Source organism: Pseudomonas oryzagri (assembly GCF_020831405.1).
GTDB lineage: Bacteria > Pseudomonadota > Gammaproteobacteria > Pseudomonadales > Pseudomonadaceae > Geopseudomonas > Geopseudomonas oryzagri.
This window is the reverse complement of sequence record NZ_JAJHPU010000031.1, coordinates 19703-33337: the sequence shown is the minus strand read 5'-3', so window position 1 is coordinate 33337 and position 13635 is coordinate 19703. Positions and strand designations below refer to the sequence as shown.

Below are 13635 nucleotides of genomic sequence, written 5' to 3'. Positions count from 1 at the left end.
CCCCGCTTGTGGCGGGACGCCGGCCCTGGGCCGCGCCGCAAACCGGCCTGGGGTGACGCCGCGCCGGTGGGGCGCGGCGAAGTCTTGCGAAGGGCTCAGCCGCGCTTGGCCACCAGGGTCAGGATGTCGTAGCTGGCCACCAGCTCGCCGTTCTGGTTGGTGACTTCCACGTCCCAGGCCACCACGCCCTGCGGGGTGCCGAGGCTGGACTGCTTGCCCTGGTCGATCTTGCGCTTGCAGGTCAGGCGCGCCTGGATGGTGTCGCCGATGCCCACCGGGCTGACGAAGCGCAGGGTGTCGAGGCCGTAGTTGGCCAGCACCGGGCCGACGCCGGGGGAGACGAACAGGCCGGCGGCCGCCGACAGCACGAAGTAGCCGTGGGCGATGCGCTTGCCGAACTGCGATTCCTTGGCGGCGATCTCGTCGAAGTGCATGTAGAAGTGGTCGCCCGACAGGCAGCCGAAGTTGACCAGGTCGGCCTCGGTGACGGTGCGGCGGTGGGTCAGCAGCGACTCGCCGATCTGCAGCTCCTCGAAGTGGCGACGGAACGGGTGCACCTCGGTCTCGATGACCTTGGCGCCGCGCACGTATTCGCCGGTGATGGCGCTGAGCATGGTCGGCGAACCCTGCACGGCGGTGCGCTGCAGGTAGTGCTTGACCGCGCGGATGCCGCCCAGCTCCTCGCCGCCGCCGGCGCGGCCGGGACCGCCGTGCTTGAGCATCGGCAGCGGCGAGCCGTGGCCGGTGGACTCCTTGGCGGCCTCGGCGTCCAGCACGTGCACGCGGCCGTGCCAGGCGGCGGCGGCCGGCACCACCTGGGCGGCGACGCGCGGGTCCTTGGTGACCAGGGTGGACACCAGACTGCCCTTGCCGCGTGCGGCCAGGGCCAGGGCCTCGTCGAGGTCGCCATAGGCCATCAGGGTGCTGACCGGGCCGAAGGCCTCGATGTCGTGGGCGCCGCCCGCGGCGTGCGGGTCGCGGCTCTTGAGCAGGGTCGGGGCGAAGAACGCGCCCTCGGCGACCTGCTCGCCGACGAACTGGGCTTCGCCGCGGAACACCAGCTCGCTGCTGGTCAGCAGGGCGTCGACACGGCTGGCGACGTCGGCGAACTGGTCGTGGGAGGCCAGCGCGCCCATCTTCACGCCTTCCTTGCTCGGATCGCCCACCACCACCTTGGCCAGGCGCGCGGCCAGGCGCTCGCCGACCGCGTCGATGCGGTTCTCGGGGACGATGATGCGGCGGATCGCGGTGCACTTCTGGCCGGCCTTGACCGTCATCTCGCGGGCGACTTCCTTGACGAACAGCTCGAACTCCTCGTCGTCCGGAGTGACGTCGGGGGCGAGGATCGCGCAGTTCAGCGAGTCGGCCTCGGCGTTGAAGGGGATCGAGTTGCGGATCAGGTTGGGGTGTACGCGCAGGCGGGCGGCGGTGTCGGCCGAGCCGGTGAAGGTCACCACGTCCGGGCCTTCCAGGCGGTCGAGCAGGTCGCCGGTGCTGCCGACGATCAGCTGCAGGCTGCCCTCGGGCAGCAGGCCGGATTCGTACATCAGGCGCACGCAGGCCTCGGTGACGTAGCTGGTGGCGGTGGCCGGCTTGACGATGCACGGCATGCCGGCGAGGAAGGTCGGCGCGAACTTCTCCAGCATGCCCCAGATCGGGAAGTTGAAGGCGTTGATGTGCACGGCCAGGCCGCCGCGCGGCACCAGGATGTGGGTGCCGGCGAAGTGGTTCTGCTTGCCCAGCGGGATGGCCGGGCCTTCGTGGATCAGGTTGCCGGAGGGCAGCTCGCGGCTGCCCATGCTGGCGTAGGCGAACAGGGTACCGGCGCCGCCCTCGATGTCGATCCAGCTGTCCACGCGGGTCGCGCCGCTGTGGTGGCTGATCGCGTAGAGTTGCTCCTTGCGCTCCATCAGGTACTTGCCGAGCGCCTTGAGGATCTGCGCGCGGGTCTGGAAGTCGAGCTTCATCAGCTCCGCCACGCCGCTGTGGCGGGCGAAGGCTACCGCCTCGGCGAAGTCGATCTGGTCGGCGTGGGTGTGGGCGACGATGTGGCCGTCGATGGCGCTTTTCAGCGCCTGGGCGGCGTCAGCGCCGGTCCAGCGGCCGCCGATGAAACTTTGCAGGGTGCACGCGTTGGCCATTTGGGGCTCCGTCGTTGTGTCGTGGGCGGCCAACCGGCCGCGCTTGAATGCAAACGCCGGCCTCGCCAGGAGGCCGGCACGAATGGCTCAGTGCTGGCTGGCGCCGGCCGCGCCCACGCCGGTCATCGCGCGGATGAACTGGGCGGCGAAGCGGCCGCGCTCCTCGCCGGCACGCGCCGAGGCGTCGCTGACCGAGAACAGCCAGGCGCCGAGGAAGGCCAGGGTCATGGAGAACAGCGCCGGGTTGGCGTAGGGGAAGATCGCGCTGGGGTTCTTCAGCACGTTGACCCACACCGCCGGGCCGAGGACCACCAGGGCGACCGCGCTGACCAGGCCGATGACGCTGCCGGCGACCGCGCCGCGGGTGGTCAGGCCCGACCAGAACATCGACAGGAACAGCACCGGGAAGTTGACCGAGGCGGCGATGGCCAGCACCAGGCCGGACAGGAAGGCGATGTTCTGCGATTCGAAGACCAGGCCCAGGCCAATGGCCAGCACGCCGATCACCAGGGTGGCCAGGCGCGACACGCGCATCTCCTCCTGCTCGCTGGCCTGGCCCTTGCGCAGCACCACGGCGTACAGGTCGTGGGACACCGCCGAGGCGCCGGACAGCGCCAGGCCCGCGACCACGGCGAGGATGGTGGCGAAGGCCACCGCCGAGATGAAGCCCAGGAACAGGCTGCCGCCGACCGCCTGCGACAGGTGCACGGCGATCATGTTGCCGCCGCCGATGATGGCGCCGGCGCCGTCGCGGAACTGCGGGTCGCTGCCGACCATGACGATGGCGCCGAAGCCGACCACGATCAGCAGCAGGTAGAAGTAGCCGATCAGGCCGGTGGCGTAGAACACCGACTTGCGCGCCGTCTTGGCGTCGGCGACGGTGAAGAAGCGCATCAGGATGTGCGGCAGGCCGGCGGTGCCGAACATCATGCCCAGGCCCAGCGAAATGGCGTCGACCGGGTTGGACAGCAGCCCGCCCGGGCCCATGATCGCGCTGCCCTTGGCGTGCACCTTGGCGGCGCCGGCGAACATCGCCTCGGTGCTGAAGCCGAAGTGCTTGAGCACCATGAAGGCCATGAAGGTGGTGCCCGAGAGCAGCAGCACCGCCTTGACGATCTGCACCCAGGTGGTGGCCAGCATGCCGCCGAAGGTGACGTAGAACACCATCAGCACGCCGACCAGCAGCACCGCGTACAGGTAGTCGATACCGAACAGCAGCTCGATCAGCTTGCCGGCGCCGACCATCTGTGCCACCAGGTACATCAGCGCCACGGTCAGGGTGCCGAAGGCCGCGGTGATGCGCACCGGGGTCTGCCCCAGGCGGTAGGCGACCACGTCGGCGAAGGTGAACTTGCCGAGGTTGCGCAGCCGTTCGGCGATCAGGAACAGGATGATCGGCCAGCCGGCGAGCACGCCCAGGGCGTACAGCAGGCCGTCGAAGCCGGTGGCGAACATCATCGCCGAGATGCCGAGGAAGGACGCCGCCGAGACCATGTCGCCGGCGATTGCCAGGCCGTTCTGGCCCGCGGTCAGGCCGCCGCCGGCGGTGTAGAAGTCGCTGGTCGAGCGGGTGCGCTGGGCCGCCCAGCGGGTGATGCCGAAGGTGAACAATACGAACAGCAGGAACATGCCGATGGCGTGCCAGTTCAGCGGGCGGCTGGCGCCGTCGGCGGCCAGGGCGCTGGCGCTGGCCAGCAGCAGGGCGAGGGGAGCGAGGCGGGTGACGAGACGTTTCATTGGCCGCACTCCTGCTTGACCTGCTCGTTGAGCGGATCGAGATGCTGGTTGGAGCGGCGCACGTAGATGCCGGTGAGAGTCAGCGAGAAGAGGATGATGCCGACGCCGATCAGCATGCCGACGCTGGTGACGCCGCCGGCGAGCGACTGGCCGAGGGTCGCCGGGGAGAAGGCGATCAGCAGCACGAAGCCGTAGTAGACGACCAGCATGGCCACGGTGAGCGACCAGTTGAGGCGGGTTTTCTGGCGGATCAGCGCCTGGTATTGCGGGAGGCTTTGGATACGTTCGATCTGTTGCGGAGTCATGGCTGTGCTCACTTTGTTTTATTTATGAGTGACACGCTTGTTGCTGCGCCCCCGCCGTTACCGGCGGGGGCGCGATGCACGCAGGTTCGGGCGATCAGAGCTGGTCGAAGTCGAGCACAACCTCGTCGCTGACCGGGAAGGCCTGGCAGGACAGCACGTAGCCGGCGGCCACCTCGTAGTCCTCCAGCGCGAAGTTGGCGTCCATCTCCACCTCGCCCTTGACCACCTTGCACTTGCAGGTCGAGCACACGCCGGCCTTGCACGAGTAGGGCAGCTCCATGCCCAGGGCGTTGCCGGCGTCCAGCAGGCTCTGGGTGTTGCGCGCCAGGTCGAAGGTCATGCTGCGGCCGTCGCTGGTCACGGTGACGTGGCTGACCGCGCCGGAGGTCTTGGCGGCGGCTTCGCGGGCGGCGCGCTTCTGCGCGACCTCGCCCGGGGTGCCGGCGGTGAACAGCTCGAAGTGGATGCGCTCGTTGATCAGGTCGTGGCGGCGCAGGGCGTCGCGCACGCACTCGGTCATCTCCACCGGGCCGCAGATGAAGGCGGCGTCGAGGTTCGGCACGTCGACCCAGCGGGAGAACAGCGCGTCGCACTTGGCGGCGTCGATGCGGCCGTTGTACAGGTCGATGTCCTGCTGCTCGCGGCTGAACACGAAGATCAGGTTGAGGCGGTCGAGGTACTGGTTCTTCAGGTCCTCGAGCTGCTCGCGGAAGATGGTGGTGCTGCTGGCGCGGTTGCCGAAGATCAGCGTGAAGCGGCTGTCCGGCTCGGTTTCCAGGGTGGTCTTGACGATCGACATGATCGGCGTGATGCCGCTGCCGGCGGCCACCGCCAGGTAGTTGCCGGCGCGGGCCGGATTGAGCGGGATGGAGAAGTGGCCGGCCGGCGGCATCACTTCCAGGGTATCGCCGGCCTTGAGCTGCTCGTTGGCGTAGTTGGAGAACAGGCCGCCGTCCACGCGCTTGATCGCCACGCGCAGGTCGTCCTCGCTCACCGCGCTGCAGATCGAGTAGGTGCGGCGCACTTCCTCGCCGTCCATCTGGGTGCGCATCACCAGGTGCTGGCCCTGGGTGTAGTGGAAGCTGTCCTTGAGCTCGGCGGGCACGGTGAAGGCCACCGATACCGTGTCGCGGGTTTCCGGGCGTACTTCACGAATGGTCAGCGTGTGGAACTTGCTCATCTTGTTGTTCTCCAGGCTCGCGTCGCGGCGGTGGGCGAGCCGTTCAGATGCACTTGAAATAGTCGAAGGGCTCCAGGCAGGAGCGGCAGCGGTACAGGGCCTTGCAGGCGGTGGAGCCGAACTGGCTGACCACTTCGGTCTCGTGGCTGCCGCAGTGCGGGCAGCAGATCTCGTCCTTCTCGCCCAGCAGGCTGCGCTTGCTGGTGCTGCCGGCCGGCGGGGCGATGCCGTACACGCGCAGGCGCTCGCGGCCCTGCTCGCTGATCCAGTCGGTGGTCCAGGCCGGCGCCAGGCGGCGCTCCAGGCGCGGGGCGCGGAAGCCGGCGCGTTCCAGCGCGCGGCTCACCTCGGTCTCGATCAGCTCGGTGGCCGGGCAGCCGGAGTAGGTCGGGGTGACGGCCACCTGCAGGTGGCCATCGGCCCAGCTGACCTCGCGGATGATGCCGAGGTCGACCACGCTGACCACCGGCACTTCCGGGTCCATCACCTGCTCCAGCACCTGCCAGGCGCGCGGCAGGTCGGATTCGTCCGCCACGCGCGCGCCGCCGTCGGAGGCGATCAGTCCGGCGGACCGATCGCTGTTGCCCATGCCGGCGACGGGACTGCCGCCGAACAGGGCGTCGAGCTCGGATGCGTTGCTCATGGCTCCTCCGCGGATCGTCGGTTACGGACCGGGCTTACCAGGTCGCGCCGGGGTAGGCGCGCTGCAGGAACTGCATCTCCGCCAGCAGGATGCCCAGGTGCTCGGTGTGCAGGCCCTTCTTGCCGTCCAGGTAGAAGTAGCTGGAGGGCTGCGGAACCGGCAGGTTGGTGGCGCCGAACACCTGCTCGACGGTCGCCTGCCAGGCGGCAGCGACAGCTGCGGCGTCGGCGGCGATGCCGGCCTCGGCCAGGCGCTGCTGGATGGCGTCGCCGGCCAGCAGGTCGCCGGTGAAGCGCCACAGCTCGTCGATCGCGGCGAGCATGCGCTGGCGGCTTTCCTCGGTGCCGTCGCCCAGGCGCTCGACCCACTCGCCGGAGCGGCGCAGGTGGTAGGTCGCTTCCTTGACGCCCTTGGCGGCGATGGCGGCGATGCGCTCATCCTTGGAGGCGGTCAGCGCCTGCAGGGTGTGCAGGTGCCAGGCGTCGAACAGGAACAGCTTGGCGGTGGTCACCGCGTAGTCGCCGTTGGGCTGCTCGACCAAGAGGGTGTTGCGGAAGTCGCGCTCGTCGCGGGTGAAGGCCAGGCGGTCGGCGTCGCGACCGTCGGCCAGCAGCTCGGCGGCGTACTCGTACCAGTTGCGGGCCTGGCCGACCAGGTCGAGGGCGACGTTCATCAACGCCATTTCCTCTTCCAGGGCCGGGGCATGGCCGCACCACTCGCACAGACGCTGGCCATTGATCATGGCGTTGTCGGCAAGGCGCAGCAGGTATTCGATCAGATCGTTCTTGTTGTCAGTCATGACCGGCTTCCTCACATGTGACCGACTTCGTCGGGCAGCTCGTAGAAGCTGGCGTGACGGTAGACCTTGTCCTGCGACGGGTCGAAGAACGGCTCTTTCTCGTCGCCGGCGGTGGCGGTGATCTGCGCCGAGGGCACGACCCAGATGCTCACGCCTTCGTTGCGGCGGGTGTACAGGTCACGGGCGCTTTCCAGGGCCATGTTGGCGTCGGCGGCGTGCACGCTGCCGACGTGCTTGTGGTTCAGGCCGTGCTTGGAGCGGACGAAAACTTCGAAAAGGATCCATTCGGACATGACAGGGTTCTCCGGTTCAGGCGCCGATCAGGCAGCGTTTTGTTTTTGTTGGCGTTTGGCGGCGTGGGCGACGGCGGCTTCGCGGACCCACTTGCCATCGTCGAGCGCCTTGCGGCGGGTGGCGATGCGTTCGCGGTTGCACGGGCCGTTGCCCTTGAGCACGTCGTAGAACTCCTGCCAGTTGATCTGGCCGAAGTCGTAGTGGCCGCGCTCCTCGTTCCACTTGAGGTCCGGGTCGGGAGCGGTGCAGCCGAGGAATTCCAGTTGCGGCACGGTCTGGTCGATGAAGCGCTGACGCAGGTCGTCGTTGCTCATGCGCTTGATCTTCCAGGACATCGACTGCGCGCTGTTGGGCGAGTCGGCGTCGCTCGGGCCGAACATCATCAGCGACGGCCACCACAGGCGGTTGATGGCGTCCTGAACCATGTCCTTCTGGGCCTGGTTGCCGTGACGCATCATGGTCAGGAGGATTTCGTAGCCCTGGCGCTGGTGGAAGCTCTCTTCCTTGCAGATGCGGATCATCGCGCGCGAGTAGGGACCGTAGCTGGTGCGCTGCAGCACCACCTGGTTGACGATGGCGGCGCCGTCGACCAGCCAGCCCACCGCACCCATGTCGGCCCAGTTCAGGGTCGGGTAGTTGAAGATGCTCGAGTACTTGGCCTTGCCGGCGTGGAGCTTGTCGATCTCCTCGTCGCGGTCGGCGCCGAGGGTCTCCATGGCGCTGTACAGGTACATGCCGTGGCCGGCTTCGTCCTGGATCTTGGCCATCAGCTGCAGCTTGCGCTTCAGGGTCGGCGCGCGGGTGACCCAGTTGCCCTCGGGCAGCATGCCGACGATTTCCGAGTGGGCGTGCTGGGAGATCTGGCGGATCAGGGTCTGCCGATAGGCGTCCGGCATCCAGTTCTTCGGCTCGATCTTGATCTCGGCATCGATGCGTTCCTGGAAGGCGCGTTCCTCGGGAGACATCTCCTCGAGGCTCTTGACGCGCTTGACTCCGGTTTCGACGAGTTGTGCGTACATTTTCTTGTTTTCTCCGGCCGTGGTTGCAGGCAGGGCAGCGCCTGGGCTTTCTGTATTTTTATATGATACATAAATCACATGCAAGAAAATCCTTTCAGTGTCGCTTTGTATCGTTTGGCGATGAGTGAAACGGTTTTCAGAGCGATGCGCAGCGTGACTCGCGTGACGTTTGCGGCGGGCCGGTGCGCTCGCCTGAAAGGCCTATTCCAGAGCCTTTCTGGGCGGCGCCCGGGGAGGCGGTCGGGCTCCCCATGGCAAGGCCGGACGCGGCTGTTCCGGGCGCGCGGCGATATGCTTCCCGCCGGTCGGATTGGTGCGTAGGCGGCGTAACCCATTGCCCGGCCCGCTGCGTGGGTACGCTCAGCGCGAGCAAAGCGTTGCGCAGAGACGTAGGGTGGGTTAGCCGCCCCGCGGCGTAACCCGCCAACGATGCCGCCAGGCATCGCGATGGGCCGGCCTGGTGGCCGGTTGGTGGGTTACGGCCTGCGGCCTAACCCACCCTACGTACTGGTTGGATTGGTGCGTAGGCGGCGTAACCCATTGCCCGGCCCGCTGCATGGGCACGCTCAGCGCGAGCGAGGCGTTGCCCAGGGGGCGTAGGGTGGGTTAGCCGCCACGCGGCGTAACCCACCAACGATGCCGCCAGGCATCGCGATGGGCCGGCCTGGCGGCCGGTTGGTGGGTTACGGCCTGCGGCCTAACCCACCCTACGCACCACGGCGCAGGCCGGCCTTCCGAAGCGACGATGGCTCCCACGCTCCGGCGTGGGAGCCCGAGGCGGGACGCTCCGCGTCCCGGGGCGCAGGAGCGCCCGTGGCGGCGTGCCCACGCGGAGCGTGGGTACGATCAGGGCCGTGCTGGCGCTGTGCGGGCATAAAAAAGCCCCGCCGAAGCGGGGCCCGAAGGAGTACCGCGCTTAGCCGGCCTTGCGCGTGTCGTAGACGTGGCAGGCCTTGCCTTCCGAGCGCTTGAGGCTGAACGCCGGCTTGATCTGGATGCGCGTGCTGATGCCGACGCTGCTCTTGATGTGGTGCGCCAACTCGCGGCTCACCGCGTTGAGTTCGGTGTCCTCCAGGTGGCCGAACTCCGGCTTGAGCTCGACGTGCACGTCCATGCCGTCGAGGTTGCCATTGCGATACACATGCAGCTCGTATTGCGCGGAAAGCTGTTTGACTTTCAATACCTGCTCCTCGATCTGCGTGGGGAACACGTTGACCCCGCGGATGATCAGCATGTCGTCGCTGCGCCCGGTGATCTTGTCGATGCGGCGCATGGCGCGGGTGGTGCCCGGCAGCAGGCGGGTCAGGTCGCGGGTACGGTAGCGGATGATCGGCAGCGCTTCCTTGGACAGCGAGGTGAACACCAGCTCGCCCATCTGGCCGTCCGGCAGTACCTCGCCGGTCACGGGGTCGATGATCTCGGGGAAGAAGTGGTCTTCCCAGATGGTCGGGCCGTCCTTGCAGTCGGCGCACTCCATGGCCACGCCCGGGCCCATCACCTCGGAGAGGCCGTAGATGTCCATGGCCTGGATGCCCAGGCGGCTCTCCAGCTCGCCGCGCAGCTGGCCGGTCCACGGCTCGGCGCCGAAGATGCCCAGGCGCAGCGCCAGCTTGTGCGGGTTGATGCCCTGGCGCTCCAGCTCGTCGGCGATGTTCAGCATGTACGAGGGGGTGACCATGATGATGTCGGGCTGGAAGTCCTTGATCAGCTGGACCTGCTTCTCGGTCTGGCCGCCGGACATCGGGATCACCGTGCAGCCCAGGCGTTCGGCGCCGTAGTGGGCGCCCAGGCCGCCGGTGAACAGGCCGTAGCCGTAGGCGACGTGCACGCGATCCCCGGGGCGGCCGCCGGCGGCGCGGATCGAGCGCGCCACCAGGTTGGCCCAGGTGTCGATGTCGTTGGCGGTGTAGCCGACCACGGTGGGCTGGCCGGTGGTGCCGCTGGAGGCATGCACGCGCGAGACGCGCTCCATCGGCACGGCGAACATGCCGAACGGGTAGCTGTCGCGCAGGTCGCTCTTGGTGGTGAAGGGGAACTTGGCGATGTCGGCCAGCGACTTCAGGTCGCTCGGGTGCACGCCGAGTGCCTCGAACTTCTTGCGGTACACCGGCACGTTGTCGTAGGCGTGCTGCAGGGACCAGCGCAGGCGCTCGAGCTGGTGGGCGCGCAGGTGATCGAGGCTGGCGGTTTCCATCGGATCGATGAGGGCGGTGTGCGCAGAGGCGTTGTGCATGGCGTTCATGGCATCTCTCTTTGTTCTTGTCGGGAGCCGCGGGCGGTCTGTGCCGCCCGTTGTATTTGTCTTGCTGGCCCCGGCGCGCGGGCGGCGCGCCGGGGCGGGAATTACAGGCGTTCGATGATCATGGCGATGCCCTGGCCGACGCCGATGCACATGGTGCAAAGAGCATAGCGGCCCTGGCGTTCCTCCAGCTCGTTGAGCGCGGTGGTGACCAGGCGTGCGCCGCTCATGCCCAGCGGGTGGCCGAGGGCGATGGCGCCGCCGTTGGGATTCACGCGCGCGTCGTCGTCGGCGATGCCCAGCTCGCGCAGCACGGCCAGGCCCTGGGCGGCGAACGCCTCGTTGAGCTCGATCACGTCCATGTCGGCGAGGCTGAGGCCCGCCAGCTCCAGCACCTTGCGGGTCGCCGGCACCGGGCCGATGCCCATGATGCGCGGCTCGCAGCCGGCGCTGGCCATCGCCACCACCCGGCCGCGGGCCTTGAGGCCGTAGCGCTTGGCGGCTTCCGGGCTGGCCAGCAGCAGCGCGCAGGCGCCGTCGTTGACGCCCGAGGCATTGCCGGCGGTGACGCTGCCGCCGTCGCGGAACGGCGTGCCGAGCTTGGCCAGCTGCTCCAGGGTGGTGTCCGGACGCGGGTGCTCGTCCTGGTCGACCACCTTGGCCGGACCCTTGCGCTGGGCGATCTCCACCGGGACGATCTCGCGGGCGAAGCGCCCGCGGGCCATGGCGGCGCCGGTCTTCTGCTGGCTGCGCAGGGCGAAGGCGTCCTGGTCGGCGCGCGAGACGTTGAACTGCGCGGCGACGTTCTCGGCGGTCTCCGGCATCGAGTCGATGCCGAATTCCTTCTTCATCAGGGCGTTGACGAAGCGCCAGCCGATGGTGGTGTCGAAGATCTCCGCCTGGCGGGAGAAGGCGCTGTCGGCCTTGCCCATCACGAAGGGCGCGCGCGACATGGATTCCACGCCGCCGGCGATCATCAGCTGGGCTTCGCCGCAGCGCAGCGCGCGGGCGGCGCTGCCGATGGCGTCCATGCCCGAGCCGCACAGGCGGTTGACGGTGGTGCCCGGCACGTTGATCGGCAGGCCGGCGAGCAGGGAGGACATGCGCGCGACGTTGCGGTTGTCCTCGCCGGCCTGGTTGGCGCAGCCGTAGACGACGTCGTCGACGGCGCTCCAGTCGACCTGCGGGTTGCGCGCCATCAGCGCGCGCAGCGGCACCGCGCCGAGGTCGTCGGCACGCACGGCGGACAGCGCGCCGGCGTAGCGGCCGATCGGGGTGCGGATGGCGTCGATGATCAGGGCTTCGCTCATGCCTGGTTCTCCTGCGGGCGGACGGTGCCGCGAATCTTGTAGGACTTGCCGTGGAACACGGCGATCAGTTGGCCGTGCTGGTTCTCGATGCGCACGTCGTAGTTGCCGGTGCGGCCGCTGCGGCTGACCTGGGTGGCGCGCGCGGTGAGCACGTCGCCGAGGCGGCCGGGGGCGATGAAGTCGATGCTGGCGCCGAGCGCGACGGTGGCGTCGTCGTAGCTGTTGCAGGCGTAGGCAAAGGCCGAGTCGGCGAGGGTGAACAGGTAGCCGCCGTGGCAGCTGGCGTGGCCCTGGATCATGGTCTCGCTGATGGTCATCTGCAGGTCGGCTTCGCCCGGCGCCATGCGCAGGATCTTGATGCCAAGGTGACGCACGGCGAGGTCGCGCTCGTACATGGCGTCGGCGCAGGCCTCGGCCAGCTCCTGGGGCGGCAGCTGGTTATGGTTGTGCTCAGTCATGGAAACGCTCTCCGGCGCAGTGCAGGCGACGCAGCAGCAGGGACGGGCGGTAGCGGTCCTCGCCGTAGCTGCGCTGCAGGTGATCGAGGGCGGTCAGCACGGTGCCCACGCCGATGGCGTCGGCCCAGGCCAGCGGACCCTTGGGATAGTTCACCCCGGCGCACATCGCCAGGTCGATGTCGGCGGCGGTGCCGACGCCCTGCAGCACGGCGTCGGCGGCCTCGTTGGCGAGCATCGCCACGGTGCGCAGCACCACCAGCGCCGGGCTGTCGGTCACTTCGGTGACGACGATGCCGGCGGCCTGCAGGAGACCTGCGACCGCGTCGCGGGCCGCTTGGTCGCAGCCGGCGGCGAAGGCCACGGCCAGACGGGACGCTTTCGCGTAGTCCAGGGCCAGGTCGAACAGCGCCAGGTTGCGCAGGCCTTCATCGCGAGCGCGTTCGGCGGCCATGCGGCCGTCGCTCAGCGCCAGTACCGCTTCGCCGACGCGGATCAGACCGGTGCCGTCGCGGCGGACGATCTCGATGCCGGCGGCTTCGATGCGCTCGATCAGCGCGCTAGCCGGGCCGAGGTCGCCTTCCACCACCACGCAGTCGGGCTTGGCGGCGGCCGGCAGGCTCTGCGCGGCGGGGCGCTCGGCGCCTTCGGCGTAGTCGTAGAAGCCGCGGCCGCTCTTGCGGCCGAAGCGGCCGGCGTCGACCAGCTCCTTCTGGATCAGGGACGGCTGGAAGCGGAAGTCGCCGTAGTAGGCGTCGAACACCGAGCAGGTCACCGCGTAGTTGACGTCGTGGCCGATCAGGTCGGTCAGCTCGAAGGCACCCATGCGGAAGCCGCCGGCGTCGCGCAGCAGGGCATCGAGGCTGGCGCAGTCGCCGGCGCCTTCCTGCAGCAGGCGCAGGCTTTCGGCGTAGAACGGCCGGGCCACGCGGTTGACGATGAAGCCCGGGGTGGACTTGGTGTGCACCGGCTTCTTGCCCCACGCCTTGGCGGTGGCGTACAGGCAGTCGACCACCGCCTTGTCGCTGGCAAGTCCCGCGACGATCTCCACCAGCGCCATCACCGGCGCCGGGTTGAAGAAGTGCAGGCCGGCGACGCGCTCGGGGCGCTGCAAGGTGGCGGCCAGCGAGGTGATCGACAGCGAGGAGGTGTTGCTGGCGAGGATGCAGTCCGCGCCGCAGATGGCTTCCAGCTTCGCGAACAGCTCGCGCTTGATCGCAAGGTTCTCGACGATGGCCTCGATCACCAGTGCGCTGCCGGCCAGATCCTCCAGGCGCTCGGCCGGGGTCAGGCGGGCGATCACGGCGTCGCGCTCGGCGGCGTCCAGCTTGCCGGCGTCGACGCGCTTGCCGAGCTGCCTGGCGATGCCGGCGATGGCCTGGGCGGCGGCGCCTTCGCGGGTGTCGAACAGGGCCACCGGGTGGCCGGCCTGGGCCGCCACCTGGGCGATGCCGGCGCCCATCGCGCCGGCGCCGATCACCGCGATGGCGGCGTCTTTATGCAGTGCGCTCAT

The 13635-nt window shown here is 68.8% G+C and carries 12 protein-coding genes; all 12 read right to left on the bottom strand.

All coding sequences use genetic code 11. The annotated features are described in order from the left end of the window. Window positions 1–95: 95 nt before the first annotated feature. The 12 genes from paaZ to paaH all read right to left on the bottom strand — a co-directional run bounded on the left by paaZ (window position 96) and on the right by paaH (window position 13635). Window positions 96–2141 (bottom strand): phenylacetic acid degradation bifunctional protein PaaZ, encoded by a 2046-nt coding sequence (gene paaZ / locus LMJ29_RS10715; protein ID WP_229605508.1) that lies wholly within the window; start codon window positions 2139–2141, stop codon window positions 96–98. A gap of 87 nt (window positions 2142–2228) precedes the next feature. Then, complete coding sequence (locus tag LMJ29_RS10710) at window positions 2229–3878, bottom strand: cation acetate symporter (RefSeq protein ID WP_229605507.1); 1650 nt, start codon at window positions 3876–3878, stop codon at window positions 2229–2231. Next, window positions 3875–4183, bottom strand: a complete 309-nt coding sequence (locus tag LMJ29_RS10705; RefSeq protein WP_229605506.1) for a DUF485 domain-containing protein — start codon at window positions 4181–4183, stop codon at window positions 3875–3877. The genes LMJ29_RS10710 and LMJ29_RS10705 overlap by 4 nt, the downstream gene beginning before the upstream one ends. A gap of 94 nt (window positions 4184–4277) precedes the next feature. After that, a complete protein-coding gene (gene paaE, locus LMJ29_RS10700; protein WP_229605505.1) occupies window positions 4278–5363 on the bottom strand; it encodes a 1,2-phenylacetyl-CoA epoxidase subunit PaaE in 1086 nt (361 codons plus the stop codon). A 43-nt stretch (window positions 5364–5406) separates the two neighbouring features. Further along, window positions 5407–5952 carry a 1,2-phenylacetyl-CoA epoxidase subunit PaaD gene (gene paaD / locus LMJ29_RS10695; RefSeq protein ID WP_229605727.1) on the bottom strand — a complete coding sequence of 182 codons (546 nt, stop codon included), beginning with the start codon at window positions 5950–5952 and terminating at the stop codon, window positions 5407–5409. A gap of 88 nt (window positions 5953–6040) precedes the next feature. Further along, window positions 6041–6805 carry a 1,2-phenylacetyl-CoA epoxidase subunit PaaC gene (paaC, locus tag LMJ29_RS10690; protein ID WP_229605504.1) on the bottom strand — a complete coding sequence of 255 codons (765 nt, stop codon included), beginning with the start codon at window positions 6803–6805 and terminating at the stop codon, window positions 6041–6043. A gap of 11 nt (window positions 6806–6816) precedes the next feature. Beyond that, complete coding sequence (gene paaB / locus LMJ29_RS10685; RefSeq protein ID WP_090212460.1) at window positions 6817–7098, bottom strand: 1,2-phenylacetyl-CoA epoxidase subunit PaaB; 282 nt, start codon at window positions 7096–7098, stop codon at window positions 6817–6819. 27 nt (window positions 7099–7125) lie between these two features. After that, on the bottom strand, window positions 7126–8118 hold the full coding sequence (gene paaA, locus LMJ29_RS10680) for a 1,2-phenylacetyl-CoA epoxidase subunit PaaA (RefSeq protein ID WP_229605503.1): 993 nt from the start codon (window positions 8116–8118) through the stop codon (window positions 7126–7128). Between the two features lie 916 nt (window positions 8119–9034). Continuing rightward, the gene (gene paaK, locus LMJ29_RS10675) at window positions 9035–10360 is read right to left on the bottom strand and encodes a phenylacetate--CoA ligase PaaK (protein WP_229605502.1); all 1326 of its coding nucleotides are present in this window, start codon (window positions 10358–10360) and stop codon (window positions 9035–9037) included. Window positions 10361–10461: 101 nt separating this feature from the next. Then, complete coding sequence (gene pcaF, locus LMJ29_RS10670; RefSeq protein ID WP_229605501.1) at window positions 10462–11667, bottom strand: 3-oxoadipyl-CoA thiolase; 1206 nt, start codon at window positions 11665–11667, stop codon at window positions 10462–10464. Further along, window positions 11664–12125 carry a hydroxyphenylacetyl-CoA thioesterase PaaI gene (gene paaI / locus LMJ29_RS10665; protein WP_229605500.1) on the bottom strand — a complete coding sequence of 154 codons (462 nt, stop codon included), beginning with the start codon at window positions 12123–12125 and terminating at the stop codon, window positions 11664–11666. The genes pcaF and paaI overlap by 4 nt, the downstream gene beginning before the upstream one ends. Further along, the gene (paaH, locus tag LMJ29_RS10660) at window positions 12118–13635 is read right to left on the bottom strand and encodes a 3-hydroxyacyl-CoA dehydrogenase PaaH (RefSeq protein WP_229605499.1); all 1518 of its coding nucleotides are present in this window, start codon (window positions 13633–13635) and stop codon (window positions 12118–12120) included. Before paaH ends, paaI begins: the two co-directional genes overlap by 8 nt.